Source organism: Filimonas lacunae, assembly GCF_002355595.1.
Taxonomy (GTDB): domain Bacteria; phylum Bacteroidota; class Bacteroidia; order Chitinophagales; family Chitinophagaceae; genus Filimonas; species Filimonas lacunae.
This window is the reverse complement of record NZ_AP017422.1, coordinates 1,178,390-1,202,741: the sequence shown is the minus strand read 5'-3', so window position 1 is coordinate 1,202,741 and position 24,352 is coordinate 1,178,390. Positions and strand designations below refer to the sequence as shown.

The window sequence follows — 24,352 nt, the reverse complement described above, 5'->3', positions numbered from 1 at the left end:
ACTTTTTTGCGTCCAAACCAACGCATGGAGGGTCATACAGCTCCACCACCACTATCATTTTTTTACACTAACTTGCCAATACTCTGACTTTTAATTACATATGGCACTTATTAATTTCAAACTCAAACATCCGGCCAACATCATTCCCTGGGGCGATGCTCCTGATACCAGCATGGATTGGTTTGGACTCACGGATGGTGAATATTGGCTGGATGTAAACAAAGCCACTCTTTATGAATATACCCGGGAAGTATTATCCGGTAACCACGTCAACGACTCTTGTTATGTCGATTACCCAATAGCCCGCTTACTGGAAGACTGGACAAGCATATTTGAATCCATTGCCGAACCTGTTCCGGATGCCTTTTACACCATTGCACAGAGCAATAACTATCTATACAGGTTTTATGAAGCAGCTCAGAATTGGTTCGATAACCTGTCGCAAGATCCTTCCATTGATGCCAATGCCCATTACGATAGTTACGACAAAGCCATTGAATGGATATATAGCAGAACACTTACCGCTATGCACTTAACAAGCGGACCGGGCATCAGTTTTTTCAGAAACAGGAATAACATTTCTATTGTCTGGAAAGCAGACCACCTCACAGAGAACAACATTCCCGTATGGACAGCTCAGGACGGGGAAGTGGCAATGGAATATGCAACATTCATCCATGAAATAGAAGATTTTGGCCACCGCTTCTTTACGGCAATGGATGCACAGGTTCAGATAGCAGTAGAAAAAAACTGGGGCACTACCCAAGTCAATAAAGAACGATTAATACAGGAACAGCAGGAAAGAAGGGCTGGATTTCAACAGAAATTATCCATCTTAAACGGCCAGCCCACTAAACATACAGAGTGGAATGTAATCAACTCGATGATAACAAAAATGTTTAGTTAGATAATCAGGCAATTGAAAGCTTCAGTTTAAAAACTATTGCTTCCAGGCTTTTGAATGCACCCCAGGCTTCACCGGGCAAAACAAAAAAGGCTATACAATCCAGGAATCGGATGTATAGCCTTTTATAAAAAGCTTTATAATAAAGTAAAGTGCTAGTAAGACAGACTGTCTTTGCGCACTGCACCCGAAGTTAAGTTCTTCAGCGGAGGAGCAAACTTAGTCAGATCGATACCTACTACTGCCGCTTTATATTCTTCCACATTCGGAATTCTTCCCAGAATAGCAGAAAGAACTACTACTGGTGTAGATGCCAGCAGTGATTCGCCTTTTTTACGGTCAGAATCTTCCACCACCCTACCCTGGAACAAACGGGTAGAGGTAGCCATTACCGTATCGCCTTTAGCTGCTTTTTCCTGGTTGCCCATACAAAGGTTACAACCCGGACGCTCCAGGTACATCATGTTTTCATATTCAGTACGTGCTGCGCCTTTCGGAGCTGCATCGTTGAATTCAAAACCAGAGTACTTCTGTAATATTTCCCAATCACCCTCAGCCTGCAGTTCATCAATAATGTTGTAAGTAGGAGCTGCTACTACCAGTGGTGCATGGAATGCCACTTTACCTTGTTGCTTTTCCAGGTTTTTGAGCATTTGAGAAACAATTTTCAAATCACCCTTGTGCACCATACAGGAGCCCACAAAACCAAGATCTACTTTTTTATCGCCACCATAGTAAGAAAGTTCACGGATGGTATCGTGCGTATATCTTTTAGAAACGTCGCCATTATTAACGTCAGGGTCAGCGATCATGGGCTCATCAATCACATCCAGATCAATTACCACTTCTGCGTAATACTTCGCATTTTCATCTGGTGTTAAAGCTGGTTTTTCGCCAGATTTAATCTCAGCTATTCTCTTATCCGCTTTATTAATCAAGCCCTGAAGCACTTGTCTGCTGTTATCCATGCCCTTGTCAATCATAATCTGGATTCTGCCTTTCGCAATTTCCAGTGATTGAATCAGGGTATCATCTTCTGAAATACAGATAGAAGCTTTTGCTTTCATCTCTGCAGTCCAGTCAGTAAATGTGAAAGCCTGGTCAGAAGGCAGTGTACCAATGTGCACTTCAATAATTCTGCCCTGGAAAACGTTTTCACCACCAAATTTCTGCAGCATCTGCGCTTGCGTAGCATGCACCACGTCACGGAAGTCCATATGCTCCTTCATTTGGCCTTTGAAGGTTACTTTCACTGATTCCGGAATAGGCATAGATGCTTCACCGGTAGCCAGCGCCAGCGCAACGGTACCAGAGTCAGCGCCAAAAGCAACACCTTTCGACATCCTGGTGTGTGAGTCACCACCAATAATGATAGCCCACTCATCAATCGTGATATCGTTCAGTACTTTGTGAATTACATCCGTCATAGAATGATATTCGCCTTTAGGATCACGGGCAGTGATCAATCCGAAATCATTCATAAACTTCATCAGTTTAGGAATATTAGCCTGTGCTTTCTTATCCCATACAGAAGCGGTGTGACAACCAGACTGGTAAGCACCGTCCACAATAGGAGAAATGACAGTAGCCGCCATAGATTCCAGCTCCTGGGCAGTCATCAAACCGGTGGTATCCTGAGAACCTACAATGTTCACTTCTACACGTACATCCGAACCGGCATGTAATATTTTACCTGGAGTAGTTCCAACAGCATTTTTGTTAAATATCTTTTCTACTGCTGTTAAACCTTGTCCTTCGTTGGAAATTTCTTTTGACGGAGCAAATACCGGCGTAGGCTCAATACCTAAAATTTTCGCTGCCACTGTCTGTATTTTCTTACCAAATACAATAGCATACGATCCACCCGCCCTGATAAATTCTTTTTTCTGTGGAGTGAGTGCCTTTGCAAGGTCAATCAGTTCCTGCTCACCATTATCGTTATAAAGTTTCTTGGTTTTGGTATTGATGGTAAATACAGTGCCGGTAGCCACTGAATATACCTGCTCCAGGATAGGTTCGCCATTTTCATTGCGAACTACCTTGCCATTTTCGTCTACTTTTTTCACCCAGTTCTTCAGGTCAACACCTATACCGCCGGTAACATCAACAGTGGTAAGGAAAATGGGAGAAATACCGTTTGTGCCACCTACAATAGGCGCAATATTCACAAATGGCACATAAGGACTTGCCTGTTTGCCGGTCCAAAGCGCTACGTTATTTACGCCTGACATTCTGGATGAACCTACACCCATGGTGCCTTTTTCCGCAATCAGCATCACGCTTTTGTCGGGATGCTGCGCCTGTAATGCCTTAATTTCGGCTTGTGCCTGCGGAGTGATCATACATTGACCATGCAGTTCACGGTCACTCCTGGAGTGTGCCTGGTTACCCGGAGAAAGTAAGTCGGTAGAAATATCGCCCTCACCTGCAATAAACGTTACTACCTTAATTTCTTCCGGCACCTCGGGTAATGTGGTAAAAAACTCCGCCTTCGCATAGCTTTCCAGGATATCTCTTGCGATGGGATTTTCGCTTTTGAACGCTTCTTTCAAGCGGTCTGTGTCGGCATCATACAGGAAAACCTGCGTTTTCAACACTTTGGCAGCTTCCTGGGCAATAGCAATATCATTACCCAAAGCCAGGTCCAGCAATACTTCAATAGAAGGTCCGCCCTTCATGTGTGATAGTAACTCAAATGCAAAAGCAGGTGTAATTTCTTCCACCTTAGCGGTACCCAGAATAATTTCCTTTAAAAACTGAGCCTTTACGCCAGCAGCACTGGTAGTACCCGGCAGTACGTTATAAATAAAGAAATTGAGAGAATCTTTCCTGTATACATTACCGGTATCTCTGATTTGTTCGATGATTTCACTGAGTAATTCGGCACCATCAATCGGTTTGGGATGTAATTCCTGACCTCTTCTTTCTTCAATTTCTTTAAGGTATTCGTTATAACGGCTCATACAATAATCTTTTGGGATCTAGGGCGCAAAGGTAATTAATGTCGATAATATTACACAGCGATCTAAAGAAGATTCCATGCAGCACCAAATACCACTTGAATGCGGGGGTTAAAAATTAACAACCGTAAGTTTTATTTTAACAGCAAGCCATTCATGCGTGAAGAAAAGGTGAAAAAAGCGACCGCCAGTTAAGTGATGTATTGTACCTGGATGAACAGCCTTTTACGCTCTGCCTTTAACAATGAATACAGCCTTTTACAGCTTACTGCCAACAGGCTTTTGTGAAGTTTTACCGTACGGTTAATGCGGCAAAAGACATTGCTCCACTTTAACATTTCCTTACCATACATTTCATCAGGGTTTCACAGGCGTTTACAGACATGTAAAGCACACAAAGCAATAATATGAGCAATAGAGTACTCCTCGCCTTTCTGTTAATTCTGTCAGCAAGGCTATCTGCCCAAACCACGCACACGCCTGTGGAAGAAGCGATGAAAACATATTTGTCGTTAAAAGAAAACCTGGTGGCTTCTGATTCTGTAAACGCAGCATCCAATGCAAAATTGCTGAGCGAGGCCATAGGCAAATTGCGCATAAAAAAAGCAAACGCCCTTATGCTGGACACTTTAAGTAATGTACGCAACGAAGCGATGGAAATAGCGAAGAACATCAGTGAAACACAAAGTATCAAAGTGCAAAGGAAAAGCCTGGCTGCTTTGTCCGTTAAATGCTGGTATTGGTTGCAGCACCAGCCACAGCCTGCATTTACCATATTCGAGCAACGTTGTCCTATGACAGGTGAAGTATGGCTTAGCAGCGAAGAAACCATCAAAAATCCCTACTATCCACGCAACATGCTTACCTGCGGCGAAGTGATTAACCAAACCGGAGAAGCAAAAGCACCCCGCACGCTACTATAATACCCCCAATAAAAAAGCCCCCTCTGCAAAGAAGGGGTTTATCTTTTCTTTTAGTAGCTACACGATTATTTGTCTCACACCTTCACCCAGTCCTGCAACTCAAAATCATATTGCTTAATCACCTTCGCAGGATTACCTACCGCTATGGAATAAGGCGGAATATCTTTAGTTACTACTGCCCCGGCAGCTATTACGCTATGACAGCCAATAGTTACGCCGCAGGTGATCACCGCAATTGAGGATGGGCAGTGATGTATTTTTTCAATGACATCATGAGACGGATACGTTAAAACAGCATTAACAAGTTTTCATTTATTACCATACTTTTCAAAGTACAGAAGTCTCGATGATGCAAGAAACAAGCCAGAAATTATCACAAAAAAAGCCTCTCCATAGCGAAGAAGCTTTTGATCGCTAAGGGCAACCCCAGGCATTCTGATTATCCAGATCTTCTGCTACTAACAGCCGTGCACGGCTTAAAGCTTCCCGGCTGGTAAACAGGTACCGGGAAATATTGGTTAAAGATATCTTTTGAATCAGCATTGGACGATGCTTTAACAAAAACTTATATCGTTCTAAAGGACTTTTTAAGGATAAGATATACTGATGCTCTGCCTGCTGTTGCATAATATCCTGGTATAGCTGAATATTCACATGCAATATGCTCAAATGCAGGTCGTACAAGGGTTGCAGCTTCTTGATATTAAAGCGTAGTATCACTGAATCTTCCAGGGCAGTAATATTCTGATAAGAAGGTTTATTATTATTAAAACTTACACAATTGGTCAAAAAATCATCCGCAAAGCTAAACTTCATAATTTTCTCAGCACCATCCTCTGCATGAAAGCTGTATTTGAACTGGCCCGATAACACAAAAGCTGCATTCCGGGCCACGGTACCTACCCGCAAAAAATGTTCGCCTTTCCGTATATACCGCACAGTAGCCAGCTGATCCAGCAGCTGCCATTCTTCCAAAGAAACCTGCGGATACCTTTCAATTAATCGTTGATAGTAAGGTGGTAGCGTCATAGTCGCAAATATCTGATTAATTAGTTTTTTGTACGCGTAAATAAGAAGAAAGCACAGCATTAAAGTGGTCAGGCTTTTCCATCATGGGAACATGGCCACATTCGTCAAACACCGTCAAATGCGCATGGGGCAATAGGTCTGCGAATTCATAGGCTACATGCACCGGCGTTACCTTGTCCTCTTTTCCCCATATCAGCCATACCGGAACTTCGATACCAGGTAGTAGATCTGCTACATAATTACGTTGTGCCGATTTGGCCATACGAATAGTACACAAACATTTGGCACTATCGGTAGTTACTTCCATCACTTCCAACACCAGCTCTTCCGTAGCCATAGCAGGGTTATAAAAGGTATAGGCCACCCGCTCCCGGATGTAATCATACGAACTACGCCGTGGAAAGGCTCCTATATTAGTATTTTCATACAAACCCGAACTACCGGTTAATACCAGCTCTTTTACCTTATCGCCATGCAATGAAGCATATAGTATAGCTACATGCCCCCCTAAAGAATTACCAATGAGAATTACATCTTTTAAACAATGCTGCTGTATATAATTATCCAGAAAGGAGGTCAGATACAGCAATTGATCTGCCTTTGGGGGCGAATCAAATATCGGCAATGCTGGTACATGAATGTCATAAGAGGTCTTAAAATGGTCAATGACCGTTTCCCAGTTACTTAGCCGCCCAAAAAGCCCATGCAGTAAAATCATGGATTGTTTCATACTATCAATTTGAAACAAAAGTATCCGGGTAGCTATTGGGAAGATGTGATTACAATCACAAACGCTTTTACATGGTTGCTTTTATACCGGGATGCTCTTTTGCAACGGACCTTAATAAAAAATCCCCCAATATGCCAGGCATATTGGGGGTATTCAAAATACGGTTGCTTATCCGGCAACCCTGCCATAAAGCTAATGCCCCCATCCGGAAACAGAACTCATTACCTGGAGCAAGCCTTTGTGGCTGCTATCCGGTTCCTGAATATAGGGCTGGCAGGTTTCATATAATACCCCTACCAGCTGTGTCACTGTTTCCCATGCAAACATACCAGGCATCAACACCAGCGATGTACCTATGGAAGCTACATGCAGAAAGATATTCATAAGAAGATATTATTTTGTTGCCAGTGTTTTACGCAGCAGGAGTTTTAATTCGGCATTGGAAGGCCGTGGCGCATCAATAGATACAATATTGCCTTTGGTATCGAATAACATAAAACGCGGAATCGCTTTTATACCATAGAAGCTGGCTATATCACTTTGAAATCCGCCAGCAAACAACTGAATGCCACCCAGGTGATTGGTTTTTACAAAATCAAGCCACTTACGCTTGTCTTTCACTTCATCTACAGAGATGCTTACGAATGCCACGTTCTCATTGGCAAACTCCTCTTCTACTTTGGCCAGGTGAGGTAATTCTGCCTTACAGGGGCCGCACCAGGTTGCCCACAGGTCCAGATACACCACTTTTCCGGCAAGGTCTTTTCTCAGCGAATAGAAACGGCCGGCAGTATCCGGGTAATTAAACTCATGCCCTGCAGTACCGGCTTTAAAAGTACTTACGCCTTTCAACGCTTTCGTATACTTCTCGTTCAGCCGGCCCGTAGCAAAGAATGACTTTAACGGCGCTATGGCCTGTTCTATACCCTCCGGCGTTTTATAGCTGCCCAGGGTAGAAGCTACATATAAAGCTTTCAGTGTATCGTTACAAACTACTTCATACAATTTGTCTTTATCTGCTATTTTCGCGACGCTGTCTTTCCCTATAAACATATGCATAACATATAAAGAAATCAGCTTGGCACCATCCCCGTTTTCCAGTAAAGCAGCATCGCAATACATACCGGGATGAAAGGTTTGAGCATAGTAAGCCGGGTATTGACTTTTAACCGGATGCTTTGTTCTGAGACTGTAGATAAGCGACAGCGAAGCTATTTGCAGGTCGGCATCAATAAGCCTTGCCAGGTAGCTGCCAAAAGCTTTATCCGTGTCCACTAACTCTTTCTTCATTTGCTCCGCCACCGGCAACAGTTTTTCAAAGGCCGGAAAAAAAGTGGCATACGTAGCAGTATCACCCAAAGGATACAGCGCCAGGCGATACACTTTATCAGATGCACGTTGCCATTTGTCCAGCATCCTTTCTTCCCGGCTGCCGCCAGTTACAAAAGCGCTGTCGGCTTTTGCAGACAGATCCACTTCTATATGATCTCCTGGTTTTATGTACAGGCGGGTATAAGACCTCCCACGTTCCGGCTCGGCAGAAGCCGATAAATAATACAACCCCTCTTTCGGATTATTCAGAGCAAAGGCATACTCCCCTTCTGTGTTAATAGCTACTGATGCAAACGATTCGCGGACACCTTCTAAAGTACTGTACAAATAAAGGTTTTTAATAGCAGGCGAAAGTGAAGTCATACGGCCCGAAATCACTGCTATTTTAGCATTCCCCTGCGCCATAGCTGCAGCACTTATCCACAATGCCGCAGCGGCACTTATTACATGTTTCTTCATTTTTTATATCCGGTTTATAAAATCTGTAAATAATTCACATCTACCACTTTACCCATACCTGTAAATGGCGTAAAGTATTCTGTTACACCCGTTGCCAGCGCACCGGGTTTTAAGAAATGTACCTCACCGGAGTTATCGGGGTTGGCCTTATCATACATACCCAGTATCATGCTATAACCCACCGGAAACCACCGGGTACCGTTATTCAGGAAGGTAGCAGTAGTGGGCGGGTACAGGTACAAACGTTCTGTTTTTAACATGGATACCAATTTACCGCCCAGGTTCATGGCCACCTTCACTACATTGTTATCCATATCGTATTCATACAGGTTACCACCGCTGGTATAAAACAGGTAACCATACTGCTGATCAATAGCAAAATGATCGGCCTTATCTATACCGGTTAATATAGTGGTGACATCAGTAAGGGATAATGGGGTTACCGTACCTGTATTAGTAAATGTTAACCGGGCCAGGTAATAATTGCTGGCAGCGGTATCCTTTAAAATGGCCACCGCCTGACCACTATAAGCCGTTGTCCATCCCATCCATACCAGGTCTTTTTGTACCTGGTCCGGATCAAAAGCACCGCTGGGATAACTGATCTTTGTACAGTTCTTGCTGGAATAACTTCCGCCAAACCGCACAAACCGTCTGTTCAACGTATCAAAAAAGATACTGTAAAATGCACTGCTGTTATACGTTACGGCCATGTAATTGGAAACAGGAAACGTACTGCCCGTGCTTAGCTTGTTAACAGGGGTGTTATAATAAACACCGCCTGTATAGGAATAGGTATACACATCGTGGTTATATATGGCCATAGATTGGGAGGCACTGGAAGGGTAGATATACTCAGCCCTCGGCGGCGTAGGCAGCACACATTCGTTCCGGAAAACATATTTTTGACTATTCCAGGTAAAACCATCGGTAATGTTCAGCTTTTGCGTTCCCTCGCTGGTATTGATATACTCATACACTTTTGCGGTAGTGTTTACATAATCCCTGTTATTATAACTGGTAAGCGACAGAGGTTTGCCCGGCAGTCGCAAATAACTGTATTGACCGGCCACATCACCAATTAATTGGTTTACCCTGGAATAATGTTTGGGGTAAGTGTTCCAGGCGCCGGAAGAATCCTGGAAGTAATCCAGTTGTGTGCTGTCGCCCACCTGGCTTAATACAAACCACCCGTATTTGACTAAGCTACCCTCTACGGTGAGCTTTATATTTTTAATCCACGCCACACCCGTACTTTTTTGGGTTACCTTATAATACAAGTCATAACTGCCCACTTTTAAAGTGATGTTTCTATCCAGGTTGCGGGTGGTATCCAATATAATCCGCCTTTCCTCTGCAGTTGTTGCAAAGCCATTATAAGCAATCCATTGATAAGAGAACTGGCTGGCAGCAGTATCCAGCAAACCCAATGAGCTGGAAAACGTAGGAAACTGTGCCGGGTTACCACCAATAGAAATAGTGATAGCTGAGGCAAGGCCCCCGATGTGCAGGGTATCCACCTCCGAATAAGAATAATTACCCAGGTCTTTCCTGCACGATGTGGCTGTTACCAGTATATAAAGAAGCGCTGTTAAGCCACTTCCTAAAAATAGCTTTCTGTACATCATTTTATTAAGTTTAAGGTGCTGTCTATGCATAAACACCCATAGTTATTTCATTACCATTTTCATCATAATAGATACGTCCGGCTAACTTTTCATTGGCCAGCCAGTTTTTCATATAAGCGGCCCAGCCAGAAAACAACCCGATAGACGGGGTGCTGCCACTATCATAAAAAACAGCAGAAGACAAGCCCAGCACGGCCATCATCAACTGTACCTTAGTTAATGAATAAGCCCCCATATATCCCACCACCGTTGACTTATACGAACCGGTCCAGAGGTAAGAAACGCCCGCAATATCATTGCAGGTTATCCTGCACTGTAGCAGCGAAACAGAGTCAGAACCGCTATAATAATAAGGGATGGCTGTATTAAAACTGGCATTGGAAACCAGTTTTATATCTACATGAAGCGTGGTATCTTTTAACTGTGCCGTTCTGTGTAAAATCAGCATCAATGTATCCTGTACCCTACCCGCCCTTACCACAGGCGCCCGGTAAAAATCAAAATCAATTCCCTCCGTCATCGTACTGGTATCAGCAAACTGCACCGCATACGTTCTGTCACTATCACTGGGCGAACCCGTTACATAAATGGGAAAACTGATTATGGAATCTGTTACATTAGCAGCCAGGTAACCAAAAGAAATAACATTTACCGTAACAGCCGCTTTAGCATAGTTATCAGAAAAATAAATACTGCTGCCTAACTTCGCTTCGTCAAATTTCAGCAGCTCTTTTTTGGTACATCCTGCCATTACCAATGGCAACACTACCATTATAAACAGTGTATAGTATATTTTTTTACGCATAGCTTTTCATTTATAAAAACTGAATAAATAACCCTGATTACCGGCCTGTACTTTCCGCATCAGGAATGGGCAATACATATTCGGTTAATGCAACGGCAGCTTTGCCGCTGGTTACATTGGGCGATGCTATAGAGGTGGCGCCGGTTCGCTTATAATAATACCATAGCTGACCTTCGCCGTAAAACTCTTTCTGATACTCTTTTGCTAATTCGCTGCCCAGCAGGGAATAATCACTCACATCTGAAGCCAGCCCCCTGTTGTGGCGTACCTTATTCAGGTAGTCCAGCGCACTATTCATATCTGTTTCGCACTCCGCTGCGATATAATACATTTCGGAAGTGCGCATCAACGGAATAGCAAAACGGGCGTGATAAGAAGAATCGCTATCCGCATCCGAAATATCCTTGTATTTAACAAAGGTTCTGAACGATACGCTGCCCGATGTAGGATAAGGCCAGCTATATACATACCGGTAATCGGCCATGTTCCCTTCAAATATTTTGTCTACCTGGTTTTCTTCACCGGTGGCCAGTATAAGAGAGGACGACAGGTCGGATGAAAAGATCTTATCATGAGTATCATACAGGCTGCTGTTAAATACGTTGAAGATGGTTTCAGAAAAAAACTTCCTGTCGGGGTTGTCGCTATTGGTAAGTTTAGACAAAGTGATCCAGGCAAATTTATCCTGTGCCTCAATCACCGTTCTGGCTGCCGCCAATGCCTTTTCTTTATCACCTATCCATTGATATACCCGGGCTTCCAGCGCCTTTACCGCATAGTAATTGAACCGGTAATTATTCAGGTTGGCAATGCTGTTGCTGGTGAGAATAGGGTCGTTAGCCAGATAACTTTCAGCACTATCCAGGTCGGCCTGAATTTTACCGATCACTTCCTCTGCAGTGAGTATGTTCTGCGTTTGGCCATCATAGCTGGTGTAATAAGGAATGGCCAACTTACTGGTGGTAACACTGCTGTACACAGGCCCGAACAACCTTAGCAGGTCAAAATGCATAAACGCACGCAGTCCGTAAGCAGCACCATAATATTGGCGTAAGGTGGTTGCGTCCACATGCCGGGCGCCATATTTATCCAAATTGGTAATAAAAAGATTGACATTACCAATGGTAGTATACATTTTAGACCATATGCCGGCAATATTACTTTTTACACTGGAAGTGGTATACGACCGGCTGCTATAATAATAATAATAAGCATCAACAGCCGTTAGTTCATAATACCGTTGTGCAAACAGGTCCAGTTTATCCAGAGTAAGGTTTCTTCCATAAATACGGTCATCTGCCATTTGCAGGTATATGCCGTTCATTACATCTCCTATGGCAGCGGCCGAGGAATACATTTGTTCGTCGGTAGAGGAATCTTCCGGTTGCACCTGCAGCCATTTTTTACAGGAACCCAAAGAAAACAATATGAACAGGAACACAAGCAGTTTTACTAATCTCATTGTACACAGTTTTATTTAAAGGTGGCGCTAACACTCAGCGAAACAGATCGGGCATAGGGGTAATCAATACCTCTTTCGCGCCGGATGGTGCTCAGGCGAAAAATATCGTTCATATAACCCGTTACCCGGATGCTGGAAAACAAAGCAGAACCGGTTACCCAACGTGTTCTGCTAAAATCATATCCCATAGAACACGACTCCAGCGACAAGGTATTTTCCCGCTGGATAAACCGGGAGGAAATGGGCGTTGTAGATGTAAGCGAAATAGCTTTAAACTGCGACTGATCGCCCGGTTTTTTCCAACGACTGTACAGCGCCCTTTTATCTACGTTATTATTGATCACGTCTGATAAGGAAAGATTTTCTACTTTATCATATAAGGCAGTATTCATCTGGTCCTGGTGGTAGAGATAACGGAACACCAGGCTTACGGAAAATCCTTTCCACAACACACTATTAGTAATGGTACCCTGTAACAGCGGGCGGCTGTTGCCCACTTTCACGATATCGGCCGAACGGTAATCGAAGGTGCGGGTTTTGCCATCTTTTTTCAGAAACACCTCACTGCCGGTAGCAGGATCAATGCCCAGCGACTGAACAGCCCATATATCATCCGGCGCATAGCCATCCTTATACCGCTGCAGCGACCCCGTGCTGTATAGGGTATCATTTAAACTTTTTAACAGGTTTCCAAAATGGCTATACTGCTGCGTGTAGTACGAACCGGTTAAACGAATAAACCACGATATACCCTGTTGCGGTTGATAAACAGGCGCATAAGAAACAGTACCATCAATCCCTTTCACATTCAACCGGCCAGCATTTTGCGGCCTGATAGCCACCCCGTTGGAAGTGGGTACGTTTATCGATACCACCAGCGGATCGGTTAATTTTCGGTAGCCGTTCAGGTTAATACTCATCCTGCCCTTCATAAACCCGGCATCAATACCTATGCTGGTTTGGTAAGTAGTTTGCCATTTCAGGTCGGGGTTACCTAACGAACTTACTGCTACCCCTCCGCCGCTATAATTATAGCTATCCATATAAGAATAAGTAGTAATGGAGGTATAGGAAGAAAAGCCCTGGTTCCCTGTAACACCATAGTTGGCACGCAAGCGCAACAGGTTAATCCAACCCAGCTGCTGCACTATTTTCTCGTTACCCAGGTTCCAGCTCGCCCCTATGGAATAGAAAGGAGAATACACGTTGTTTTTACCAAATGCAGTAGACCCATCATAGTTAAAAGCCACGTCTATGGCATAACGCATGTCGTAACTATACGAAGCGGTATTGACAAAAGAGTTTCTGCGGGTAACCGATTTTACATAACCGGGGCTGCTGCCTTCTGCATACCCATATGCCTGCGAAAGTTTGCCATTGCTGGAAGTAGGAAACCCTACTGCGGTAAAGGAATTAGACGAGTTTTCTGTATTGCTGATTTCTACGCGGGTGTTCACGTTTACCATATGCTTGCGAAAAGTTCGCGCATAGCTTAACATGGCATTGCCTGTATAAGAAAAGTTGTTCGCCTGGTAAAAACGGTAGCTTCCTTTTTTCAGGTAATTTACATCAGCATACTTTGTATGGCGCGGCGAGGTAAAATCATCCGTGCCCGAAACATTTTTACTCACCTGCACATTACCCTGTAACCGGAAGCTTTTGCTAAGCGTATAATTCATTTGCAGGTTATTGGTAATACCCCACCTTTTCGATTTATCGAAATTGTTGATAGAAGAATTATACAGAGGATTTACAATCTTGTTAGATCCATATCTCCACAGATACATAGAGTCTGCACTGGTCCTGGTGTAATAAGGATTGGTGTTTACCCAGGTGCGGAAAGAATCGTAAGGCGACTCAGTGGCATTATACCCGTTAATAGACAGGTTATTATTTACCGACAGCTTAGCTGTTCGGTAAGTAGTGTTTATACGGGCCGTCCACTCATCATTACCCGAACCAATCATTACACCATTTGCTTTTTTATAGCTGCCGCCGGCATTAAACAGCAGCGTTCCCGTGCCGCCTTCCACATACAAACTATGCCGTTGCGAAGTAGCGGTTTGTAATGGCGTGCTTAGCCAGTAGGTGTTTACGCCACGTTGCACATCCTGCAAATGCTTAGTGTACATGGGATCGTAATAACTGCTTTGCAGAAATAAAGTAGAAGTGGGCGAACCATATACTCCCGCCAGCTGTTCAAACTGTAGCTTCTCTGCTGCATTCATCATATTGTAACCAGAGAGATCGGGAAAATCAAAATTCCAGTCCGTGTTGTAACTCATCCTTACCTTATCGGCTTTGGGTTTTACCGTTTCAATAACGATAACACCATTAGAGGCACGCGAACCATAAATAGCCGTAGAAGCCGCATCTTTCAGTATGGTAATAGAAGCCAGGCGGTTCATGTCAAGGTTCATTACTGTACGCAGGTCTGTTTCAAAATTGTCCAGTATCAGCAACGGCTGGTTTACATCGTTGGAGAATTCATTCTGTAAAGAAGAAGAGGTAATACTGGTGGTACCCCGCAGGTTAATAGTAGGCAGCACGTTGGGGTTAGAACCCTGTGCATTGTTTTCCTGCAAAAGAAAAGAAGGGTCCAGAGATTTTAAAGCAGCCACCACATTGGTATTAGCGATCATTTTCAAATCCTGCCCGGTATAGGTGGCCGTAGCACCGGAAAAGGTCTTCCTGTTAAAGGTCATCATCCCTGTTACTACCACGTCGCTGATACGCGAAACACTATCCCTTAACTTCACCAGTATATTTTTCTGCGCGCCATACAATACCGATGCAGGATAATAGCCCATAGAACCTACATCAATATAATCCCCTTTCATTAACACCTGCTTCATCACAAAGCGGCCATCCGAACTGGTAATTGCTTTTACATTGCTGCTTCTCACAGCCACCACGGCACCGGCAATACCATTGCCCACGCTGTCTACCACAGTGCCTGTCAACAACACCGAGTCGCTGCCCTCCAGGCCATTATACTGCTTTAAAACACCGTCTTTTCTTTTAATGGCTACGGTTTGCTCAATAATCTTATAAGTGAGCGGCTGTTCCTTAAATACAGCTTCCAGTGCGACGGGCAAATCAACACCCGATAAACGAACGGTTACCGGCTTACCATAGCCCAGGTCCTGCTCGTTATAAAAGAACAATACATGCGCCTGTTTCTCAATTTCTTTAATGGCATGCTTCAATGTACTTCTTTCCAGCGAAAGGGTAATTCTGGCAGGTAGAGACTGCGCCAGTACGCAGCATTGTGCCAGATAAAAGACAATGAAAAGGCAAAGACTTTTCAAGAATAGTCTCCTCATTTTAGTTTTGGTTTAATAGATCAATAAATTTACTACCCTGCGGTAGCCAGCAGCTTACCTGCTTTTACTTTCAGTACTCGTTACTTTTATTTCGTTAGGGCTAATAATCTCAAATTGGCAGTTGCCGGAAGTTTCCAGCACTTCCAACATGGCATTGAGGTTGGCAGCACGCGACAAACCACCACTAAAGGCACCTTTTACATTAGCGCCTATATCAAACTTTACATTATACCAATCTCCCACGCTACGAAGGATATCTTTGATATCTGAATTATAGAAAAGAAAATATCCCTGCTCCCAGGCCACGGCACTTTTAATTTCATCGGCATTGTTCAATATGGCCACGCTGGTTGGTTTTGGCAATACAATAGCCTGCTGGTTGGCAGTGATGGTTTTAGTATCTATTACCTGCGTATGTGCATTGTTCAGCGAAATTACCTTGGCGGCCCCTTCTATCACCGTAGTTACTACCTGCGTTGCCTGCCCCTCATAGGCCTGAATATTAAAACGGGTGCCAATGTCTTCTACAATAGCATTGCCCACATGAACACGGAAGGGCAGTTGTTCATTGTGCACTACATTAAAAAATGCTTCGCCTGATAATTGAAGCGTCCGTTGCTGCAGGTAGTTTTGCGCCAGCCGCAGTTCACTGGCCACGTTCAGTTTCACTACAGTATTATCGGGCAAGGTCAGCTGCAAAAACTTGCCTTTAGGGGTAATAATAGCAATAGCGGATGTATCAGAAAAGTGATTACCTACGCTGTTAATAACAATACCATCGCCCGATTTACGAAAACTGAGGTTACCAATAACAGTAGCGGCATCGCCGGCCAGGTCTTCAATCTTCACCATTTTATCCTGCTGCATGGCTATAAAGCCACCATTGGTGGCCGCTTTGCGGCTAACCCGGTGCCCATTGTTATATGCCATTGTTGTGGCTGCATGTTTGCTCCATTGATAATAGCCTATGCCCAGCAATGCTACAACACCCACCAACACCGCCACCCTGGATAGCCTGCCAAAAGAAAATATCCTCGCAGGCCGGGTTGTCTTTTCCCGGTTCATAGCCGCTTCTATCTGCACCCACATGGCATACTCTATTGCGTTGCGGTTGTACGACGGGTAGCTTTCCGTGTTCTGCACTTTTTCAAACCAGGCATCCACCAATTGCTTTTCCGCTTCTGAGGCAGTGTTATTTAAATACTTTTCAATGTAGTCTTCCAGCTCCATTTCCTTCATTTTAAGAATGCATCTTATCTATAAGTGACATCAAAAAGAAAGTAGTGGTATAAAAAAGAAAACTTTTTTATACCACTACTTATAATCGTATGAAAACCTTTGCAGGCCTAGTGTTTTGGAAAAAAAATAAAAAAGTAGAGGAACAGGAAAGTAGAACCCTGAATTTTAGAACGCAGGATCTTTAACGCATAATAGATCTGTTTACGAACGGTTTCCTCAGAAATGCCCAGCTGGCTGGCAATTTCCTTGTAAGAAAGCTGCTCCTCACGGCTAAGCCTGAAAATCAGGCGCATTCTTTCAGGCATATCCTCATTCAGGCAGGTGGCAATTTGTTTGTCCAATTCTTTTACTTCCAGGGAAATGGCAGCGGGGGTTGTATCGGGGATGGCATTGGCAAACAGTTGGATAAACTCTTTTCGCCGCGCGCTGTTTTGAATATGGCGTAGTGTAATATACCGGGCACTGGAAAACAGGTACCCTCTTACCGAGCTTTGTATTTCCAGCTCTTTTCTTCTGTTCCAGATAGAGATAAACAACTCCTGTACAATGTCCTGCGCTTCCTCTGAGTCTTTCATCACTTTCAGCACATACACAAAAATCTCCTCCCAGTAGGCGGCATACATCTCCTTTAAAGAAGAGGGATCATCCGCCTTCAATCTCCTGACTAATTCATATTCCAATCCGGTTTCCAATGGATTTTACTTCTTTATACTGAATGATAAACAAATTCCCTCTAATAGAGAATTTGCCGCAACAGGTGCCTAAAATTATGAGTTTATTGATTCCACCCACTTTTTCTTCGGCAATTCCCTGCTTCTCCTGTAGTAGAAAATGCTTTCATTTTGGCAACACAGACTGGCTAACTCAGGATACTTTATGTTCGTACCGGCGTGTTGTAAAATAAGCAATACCCCACCAGGCTATGCCCCCTGCCATCACAGGCAGCAAACAACCCACCAGGCTTGCAAGCCATAACTCGGCAGTAGTAAAAGTACTCCACGAAGCCACCCGGTCATCGAAAATCATTGTATCTATCACTGCCCAGCTTATCATCAGCAATAACAGCGTAGTGGCGATAAAAAGCCCGTTCTGCACACGCAGGTAACCAAACACCAACAGCAGGCCTGTTAAGGGAACCAGGGCCAGGGTACTATAACTCAATAAATCGCTTTCCAGGCTACAGGTTAAACAGGCCGACGATGGCTGTGCTTTCAGGTAATGTACAGCCACATAACCCTGCAAAAAGGTGAGCACGGCCCCTGAAAATAATAATATAAAACACCTGCTCATTTTTTGCATAGCGATATAAGTATAGTATTTGTGTTTCACGGCATATGATTTTCAACAGGTTATGGCGACGAAAGTAAACAAATAAAGTATTATTCCCCTGCTATCATACGTAAGCATACACTATTCCTTAAATTGCTTTACGAACAACCGGGATATGCGCTTCCCCCCTGCTCTTTATAGATTATAGATATTATAGAGCCACCTTAGTAATTTATGTTAAACACAGCCCAAACGATGAATAATACTTGCAGTACAACCGGACAATATTCACTACCACCCAGGTAAACTTCCCGGCTCAAGCGCAAAGCTTCTCCCCTTACCTCATCAAATCACCAGCTCAACCGGAAGCCTCCCTTCTTACCTGGGGAAAACTGCCGTTACCTATTACACTGTTTACCTGGCATATCTCATTATTCATCCGGAGTGCTGCAATACTTATGCAACGCATTGCAGCATTGCACTACCACATGGCAGTATTCCCCTGCCAGACTACATCATATACATAGCACACTGCCATATGCATCCGTAATGTGGTAATATCCCTTTATCATGTTGTAACATTTGCATAAAGCATTGGCATGCCTCATTGGCACATTATCCTATTCATCTGCCCTATTGCAACACTTACATAGCACGTAGCAATACACGTCTATCGCACAGCAACATTCCCGCATCATGCTGCGACATTTGCCCGATGTATTGCAATACCTACTTCCTGCCTTGCAATATCCCTGTGATATGCAGAAGTAATTTCATAGCATACACCAGTATTCCATTGCAACACAGCAGCATTCCATTGGCATGCTGGCACATTCTCCTGGTGCAGAGTAACACTCCAATACTCCACGGCAATTTTCCAGTGCTATGCTACCATATGCACAAATCCCACGGTAAGATACCTGCATGTATTTGCGAGGTTTTGTACATTTGATGAACACTTTGCAACCTGCAAACATGTTTGAACAATTCAAAAATACTTTCCAGGCGCTGGATGCTAAAAAATGGGATGAATATACCAGTTACTTCACTAAAATAAAAGTACCTGCTAAAACAACGCTGTTACAGGAAGGAGCAGTTCCTAAAAAGCTTTTTCTCATTGAAACAGGTTGCCTGCGGGCTTATTTTAACAATAACGGTAAAGATGTTACTACCCAGTTCTTTTTTGAAAACAATATGATTGCTTCTATTGAAAGCTTTCAAAAAAGCACACCCAGCCCCATTACTATTGAAGCTATTGAACCCAGCACCGTATGGTGGATACACAAAAAAGACGTGAACACTATTGTGCAGGAAATCACCGCCATCCCCTCCCTGAGAGATAGGTTTATCAATGCCATCTTTGAACGCACCTACGACTACATGCACCATTTCGTTGCCGTTATCCGGGATACGCCCCGGCAGCGTTACCAGAACCTGATACAGGAAAGACCGCAAATAGTGCAGCGTGTTCCGCAACATTATATCGCTTCTTATTTAGGCATCACCACCGTTCACCTCAGCCGCATTAAAAGTAAGATGGCCAAAGAAAAACCGTAGTACTGCCATTTGATAACAAATGTTATCGTCCGCCCCTGCCCCGCTGTTTAGTTTTGACTTGTAATTAAGACAAAGCAACATGAAAAAGCAGCAAATTATTTATTGGAGCGCAACGGGCCTGTTCTGCCTTTGGATGATAGCCAACGCTTACGCCTACCTTACCTCAGCACAAGCCCAAGCCCTTTGTACACATTTTGGATTTCCCGGTTATTTCAGGATAGAATTGGCGATAGCTAAAATAGCAGGCGTAATAGCACTGCTGCTACCCATCATCCCTGCCCGGCTAAAAGAATGGGCCTATACCGGCTTTACCATCACCGTTATTTCAGGTTTTATTGCCCATCTCTGTTCGGGTGATTCACTGCCCGCTTCGCTATCTGCCCTGGTGGCTTTAGCAATCTTATTCACTTCTTATTATCAATATCATCATTTTAAAAGCATATAACAATGAAAGCAGTTGTATTATTTCCGCAAAATCAGGCTCCTCAATATATCAACAACTTTCCGGAGCCTGTTGCCAGTAACGAAAACCAACTGGTACTATCTGTAAAAGCCGCTGCTATTAAAAACCTGGATAAGGCAAGGGCCAGCGGCAAACATTATTCTACTCAAGGCGATATACAACAGGCCAAAGTAATTGGTGGCGATGGTGTGGGCATTTTAGCTGATGGCACAAGAGTATTTGCTTTGGGTGTTACAGGTATGGTAGCAGAAAAAGCCATTGTAGAAAAGAATAAAACAATAGCACTACCCGAGGGCATAGATGACGCTACCGCTGCCGCTTTGCCCAATGCAGTAGCCGGCTCGGCAATGGCACTGCGTTTCAGAGCCGCTATGCAGGCAGGAGAAACCGTACTCATTAATGGCGCCACAGGTTTTACAGGCGTTATAGCGGTGCAGATTGCCCGGCATTATGGCGCTAAAAAAATTATAGTAACGGGCAGAAATGAACAAACCCTGCAATCCCTGCTACAACTGGGCGCAGATGAAATAGTATCACTGAAACAGAGTGAGGAAAACATTACGGCACAACTGAAACAAATACATACCGTTACACCTATTGATATTATTATTGATTATTTATGGGGGCGTTCTGCCGAATTGCTACTGGAGGTATTAAAAGGCACCGGCACCTTTACACATAAAACCCGTTTTGTTTCTATTGGCGCTGTAACAGGCGATACTATTCAATTGTCTGCAGAAACAATCAGAAGTGTGGATCTGCAATTATCCGGCTCCGGCCTGGGTAGCTGGAGCAGGGCAGAATTTCAGCAATTGTTTACAGACATCATACCTGAAATGTTTCAACTGGCGGCAGATCACCAGCTACAGGCAGATACCGTAAACATTCGATTAGAAGAACTGGAATCCCTGTGGCAAACAACAGATACAGACGGCAAAAGATTAGTGGTCATCATTTAATCGCCGGAAGGCATACCACCATCAAAAACGGGAACAGGCCATTCGATACCTGTTCCCGTTTTCACCTTCTTACTACCTATTCTTGCAGCCTGTTACAAAGGCTCTATCATATAACTATACCGGTAATTACCATAAGGCAACAGATATTGTTGCAGTGGCATAGCACCCCAGCTGTCAATACCGCCCACCCCCATTTGTTTACCATCTATATTCAGTTGTGTTTGCTCGCGCTTTACCAGGTTGGCGGCATGACGCTGGTTACGTTTGGCTCCATTATCCAGGTCGCTGTCAAAAAAATGCAAAGCACTGATGCTTAAAAGTGAATCGCTATATACACGCAATCCCCTGCCCTGCTTATTGATGATATGCCACCAACGCACCTCGGTTTTGTTACCTGTTTCCTGTGGCACCACATAAGGAAAGTATTGCGCATCCACCGTTTGCTGATAAATACCTACCTGTGCCGCAAAATTCCTGTCGGCGTAGTTTTCCTGTGGACCTCTTCCATAATAATGCACGTACTCAAACCCTTTGGGCAATATCCAATGCATTCCAAACCTGGGCATTACTGCTACTTTCACCGAAGTATCTGCACTGGCTTCCAGCCATTGCTGCACCAGCATTTTACCAGCAGCATTGAACTCATAACGAATATGCAGGGTGGCTTTTACAGCAGGCAGCTGGTAGCTGGCCTGCACTATAGCCAATCCGTTACGCAGCGTATCTGTTATCCCTGATAACACCTGCTGTTGCGTGGCTTGCTTCCATGCCTGTAATTTCACAGGCGTTTTGGCGCCGTAATCATTATCTGTAGGGGCACGCCAGAAATTGGGCGTAACCGCATAGGCCGTGTCCAGCAAAGCAGCTCCCCGGCTATTATATTCACACAGCTTACCGGTAGCCTTATCAAAAGCCACTGTAAGCTTATTGCCACTAAACTGTAGTTTACCAGGCAACTCCTTGCGTGTAATAGTACCGGCGCTTTGCACCACCACCATTACCGGCTGCGCCACCTGCACAGGCAACTGCTCGGTAGCCACTACCCAGCCAGCAGGCACCAGCGGCTGCGCTGTTGTGGTACTATATGCCAGGTTCAGGAACGCTTCGCCTGTGGTGGGTTTGTTATAAGGCAGGTGCAGGGTAACATACTGTTGAGGAGCCACCTGCCAATCCTTCACCTCACCGCTTTGCACCTTTTTGCCATCTACTACCAACTCCCATTGCAACGCTATCCCTTTTATAGCTGTAAAAAACCTTTCATTATAAATGGTAATAGAATCAGTTCCCGATAAGCGGGTATGTATATCCTGGTATACCTTTTTCATTTCCCAGGCATGTGGGTATGGCGTGCGGTTGGCATAGAAAATACCTTTGGCAGTAAAGTTCCAGTCGGTAACCGCTTCTTCCGGCTCATAGTCGCCACCATAGGTGTATACTGTATCCCCCTTGCTGTTCGGGCGTTGAAAACTCTGGTCTACAAAATCCCAGATATAGCCACCCTGGAAATGCTTTTTGTTATTGCGTATCACTTTCCAGTAATCGGTGAAATTGCCCAGCGAGTTACCCATAGCATGCGCATATTCCACCAGCACAAAAGGACGCACCGGCTGCGGGTTGTTCTTCACATACTCCACCATAGCACCCGGCGATGTATACATCGGGTTAATCACATCCGAATTCCACTCCCAGGTAAGGCGGCGATAATCGGCCACCGCCCTTTCGTATTGCACAGGTCTGCTGCTATCGCGCTGCTTCATCCACAGATAGCAGGAATAAAAGTTATACCCGTTACCCGCTTCATTTCCCATGCTCCATATAATAATAGAAGGATGATTCTTATCTCTTTCCATCATACGCTGCACACGCAACAGATGGGCTGTAACCCAAGTGGGACGATTAGCCATTGTGCGCGTAATATCATAACCCATACCATGCGATTCAATATTGGCTTCATCTATAACGTACAATCCATATTCATCACATAGCTCCAGCCAGGTTTCACTATTGGGATAATGCGAGCATCTGACAGCATTGATATTGAATTGCTTCATCAGTTGTATATCCTTAATCATGGCTTCGCGGGAAATGACATGTCCGGTTTGCGGATCGGTTTCATGCCGGTTCACGCCTTTGATTAAAATAGGCTGGCCATTCACCAGCAACATGCCATCCTTAATAGCTATCGTGCGAAAGCCGGTTTGCTGTGTAGTGGTTTCCAGCAGGCGACCACCGGCATCCCGGATACTGATGCTTACCTGGTATAACTCCGGCGTTTCCGCTGTCCATAATAACGGCGCTTTTACCGGTAATGCGCAATGCAAGCGGGCCGAATCAAATGCACGGGTAATAGCCGCTATCTGTTTCCCCGCTTTCCATAACACTATCTCAGCCTTCATCCCCTGCTGTGGCGGTTGGTTCAGCAGGCAATGCACCTGCAGGATGGCATCTTTATAAGCTGCGTCCAGTTCTGGCTGTAGTTCTACATCATACAAATGCACGGGATTGCGCGCCACCAGAAAGCAACTACGCTCAATACCACTGATACGCCACATATCCTGGTCTTCCAGGTAGTTGCCATCGCACCAGCGCATTACCTTCAATGTTACCAGGTTCTTTCCCTTGTGCAGGTAAGGGGTAATATCAAATTCAGAAGGCAGCTTGCTATCCTCTCCATATCCCACATAAGCCCCGTTTACCCATACACTCAGGTTAGACTTGGCCGCACCAATATGCAACACCACCTGTTTGCCATTCCAGTTAGCCGGAATCTCTACTTCTCGGCGATATACCGCCGTAGGATCAAAACTAAGCGGCACCGCCGGGGGCGTCAACTGCTTCATCAGATACCTGAATTCAAAACCATCAGTGGTATAAATGGGAAATCCATAGCCATTCAGTTCCCAGTTACCTGGCACAGGGAATAAAGGCCATTGAGTATCGTTAAAGCTGTTTTTTTCAAAACCGGCCGGTAATTCGTCCGGCTTGTTCACATAATAAAACCGCCAGGGGCCATCCAGGGAAAGATAATTTTCCGACTCCCGCCAGTTACCCTTTGTAGCTTTGGCTTCACTTTCATAACTGTAAAAGGTAGCATGCATGGGCAGCCGGTGCTCCTCGGCAATGGTTTCATCGAGCCAGGGCACTCCCCGGCGTGCAGTTGTGGTATCCTGGTAACGTTTCTCCTGGTGCTGCGCCTGTAAGGTCGGGGTTAAGGCAAGCAGCGCCAGCAGCACTATCAACAAATGGCAATTCCTCTTCATGCGGTGTATTCTTTTACTCACACAAAATAAAGCAGGACAGCTGCCCC

General features: G+C 44.5%; 19 protein-coding genes. 5 read left to right on the top strand and 14 right to left on the bottom strand.

Features of this window, described 5'->3' with window-relative positions; genetic code table 11:
- Window positions 1-100: 100 nt before the first annotated feature.
- Window positions 101-907: a DUF5984 family protein gene (locus tag FLA_RS04990; protein ID WP_076382326.1), complete on the top strand. Its 807-nt coding sequence runs from the start codon at window positions 101-103 to the stop codon at window positions 905-907.
- A 152-nt stretch (window positions 908-1,059) separates the two neighbouring features.
- Here FLA_RS04990 and FLA_RS04985 read toward each other — a convergent pair whose 3' ends face one another.
- The gene (locus FLA_RS04985; RefSeq protein WP_076382327.1) at window positions 1,060-3,867 is read right to left on the bottom strand and encodes a bifunctional aconitate hydratase 2/2-methylisocitrate dehydratase; all 2,808 of its coding nucleotides are present in this window, start codon (window positions 3,865-3,867) and stop codon (window positions 1,060-1,062) included.
- Between the two features lie 404 nt (window positions 3,868-4,271).
- On the opposite strand from FLA_RS04985, the gene FLA_RS04980 reads away from it, so the two are divergent.
- Complete coding sequence (locus FLA_RS04980) at window positions 4,272-4,787, top strand: DUF3347 domain-containing protein (protein WP_084206518.1); 516 nt, start codon at window positions 4,272-4,274, stop codon at window positions 4,785-4,787.
- Window positions 4,788-4,861: 74 nt separating this feature from the next.
- Here FLA_RS04980 and FLA_RS04975 read toward each other — a convergent pair whose 3' ends face one another.
- From FLA_RS04975 to FLA_RS04920, 12 genes are all read right to left on the bottom strand, one after another.
- The gene (locus FLA_RS04975; RefSeq protein WP_197705859.1) at window positions 4,862-5,017 is read right to left on the bottom strand and encodes an acyltransferase; all 156 of its coding nucleotides are present in this window, start codon (window positions 5,015-5,017) and stop codon (window positions 4,862-4,864) included.
- Window positions 5,018-5,201: 184 nt separating this feature from the next.
- Window positions 5,202-5,816 carry a Crp/Fnr family transcriptional regulator gene (locus tag FLA_RS04970; RefSeq protein ID WP_076382329.1) on the bottom strand — a complete coding sequence of 205 codons (615 nt, stop codon included), beginning with the start codon at window positions 5,814-5,816 and terminating at the stop codon, window positions 5,202-5,204.
- A 16-nt stretch (window positions 5,817-5,832) separates the two neighbouring features.
- Complete coding sequence (locus tag FLA_RS04965; RefSeq protein WP_076382330.1) at window positions 5,833-6,546, bottom strand: alpha/beta fold hydrolase; 714 nt, start codon at window positions 6,544-6,546, stop codon at window positions 5,833-5,835.
- A gap of 192 nt (window positions 6,547-6,738) precedes the next feature.
- Entirely contained in the window at window positions 6,739-6,930 is a 192-nt protein-coding gene (locus FLA_RS04960) for a hypothetical protein (RefSeq protein ID WP_076382331.1), read from the bottom strand.
- A 9-nt stretch (window positions 6,931-6,939) separates the two neighbouring features.
- On the bottom strand, window positions 6,940-8,337 hold the full coding sequence (locus tag FLA_RS04955) for a TlpA family protein disulfide reductase (RefSeq protein WP_076382332.1): 1,398 nt from the start codon (window positions 8,335-8,337) through the stop codon (window positions 6,940-6,942).
- Window positions 8,338-8,351: 14 nt separating this feature from the next.
- Entirely contained in the window at window positions 8,352-9,965 is a 1,614-nt protein-coding gene (locus FLA_RS04950; RefSeq protein WP_159445191.1) for a PKD-like family lipoprotein, read from the bottom strand.
- A 22-nt stretch (window positions 9,966-9,987) separates the two neighbouring features.
- Window positions 9,988-10,770: a DUF4843 domain-containing protein gene (locus FLA_RS04945; protein ID WP_076382334.1), complete on the bottom strand. Its 783-nt coding sequence runs from the start codon at window positions 10,768-10,770 to the stop codon at window positions 9,988-9,990.
- Window positions 10,771-10,807: 37 nt separating this feature from the next.
- Complete coding sequence (locus FLA_RS04940) at window positions 10,808-12,232, bottom strand: RagB/SusD family nutrient uptake outer membrane protein (RefSeq protein WP_076382335.1); 1,425 nt, start codon at window positions 12,230-12,232, stop codon at window positions 10,808-10,810.
- An 11-nt stretch (window positions 12,233-12,243) separates the two neighbouring features.
- Window positions 12,244-15,558 (bottom strand): SusC/RagA family TonB-linked outer membrane protein, encoded by a 3,315-nt coding sequence (locus tag FLA_RS04935; RefSeq protein ID WP_084206520.1) that lies wholly within the window; start codon window positions 15,556-15,558, stop codon window positions 12,244-12,246.
- A 54-nt stretch (window positions 15,559-15,612) separates the two neighbouring features.
- Window positions 15,613-16,797, bottom strand: coding sequence for a FecR family protein (locus FLA_RS04930; RefSeq protein ID WP_084206521.1), 1,185 nt, complete (start codon window positions 16,795-16,797; stop codon window positions 15,613-15,615).
- Window positions 16,798-16,904: 107 nt separating this feature from the next.
- Window positions 16,905-17,477 carry an RNA polymerase sigma factor gene (locus FLA_RS04925; protein WP_159445192.1) on the bottom strand — a complete coding sequence of 191 codons (573 nt, stop codon included), beginning with the start codon at window positions 17,475-17,477 and terminating at the stop codon, window positions 16,905-16,907.
- Between the two features lie 184 nt (window positions 17,478-17,661).
- A complete protein-coding gene (locus FLA_RS04920) occupies window positions 17,662-18,126 on the bottom strand; it encodes a hypothetical protein (protein WP_096510756.1) in 465 nt (154 codons plus the stop codon).
- 915 nt (window positions 18,127-19,041) lie between these two features.
- Here FLA_RS04920 and FLA_RS04915 point away from each other — a divergent pair.
- The 3 genes from FLA_RS04915 (at window position 19,042) to FLA_RS04905 (ending at window position 21,045) form a co-directional block, all read left to right on the top strand.
- On the top strand, window positions 19,042-19,623 hold the full coding sequence (locus tag FLA_RS04915) for a Crp/Fnr family transcriptional regulator (protein WP_076382444.1): 582 nt from the start codon (window positions 19,042-19,044) through the stop codon (window positions 19,621-19,623).
- A gap of 79 nt (window positions 19,624-19,702) precedes the next feature.
- A complete protein-coding gene (locus tag FLA_RS04910; protein WP_076382340.1) occupies window positions 19,703-20,068 on the top strand; it encodes a DoxX family protein in 366 nt (121 codons plus the stop codon).
- A gap of 2 nt (window positions 20,069-20,070) precedes the next feature.
- Window positions 20,071-21,045, top strand: coding sequence for a quinone oxidoreductase family protein (locus FLA_RS04905; RefSeq protein ID WP_076382341.1), 975 nt, complete (start codon window positions 20,071-20,073; stop codon window positions 21,043-21,045).
- A gap of 92 nt (window positions 21,046-21,137) precedes the next feature.
- On the opposite strand, the gene FLA_RS04900 is transcribed toward FLA_RS04905, so the two are convergent.
- Entirely contained in the window at window positions 21,138-24,305 is a 3,168-nt protein-coding gene (locus FLA_RS04900; protein WP_084206522.1) for a glycoside hydrolase family 2 TIM barrel-domain containing protein, read from the bottom strand.
- Window positions 24,306-24,352: the final 47 nt, after the last annotated feature.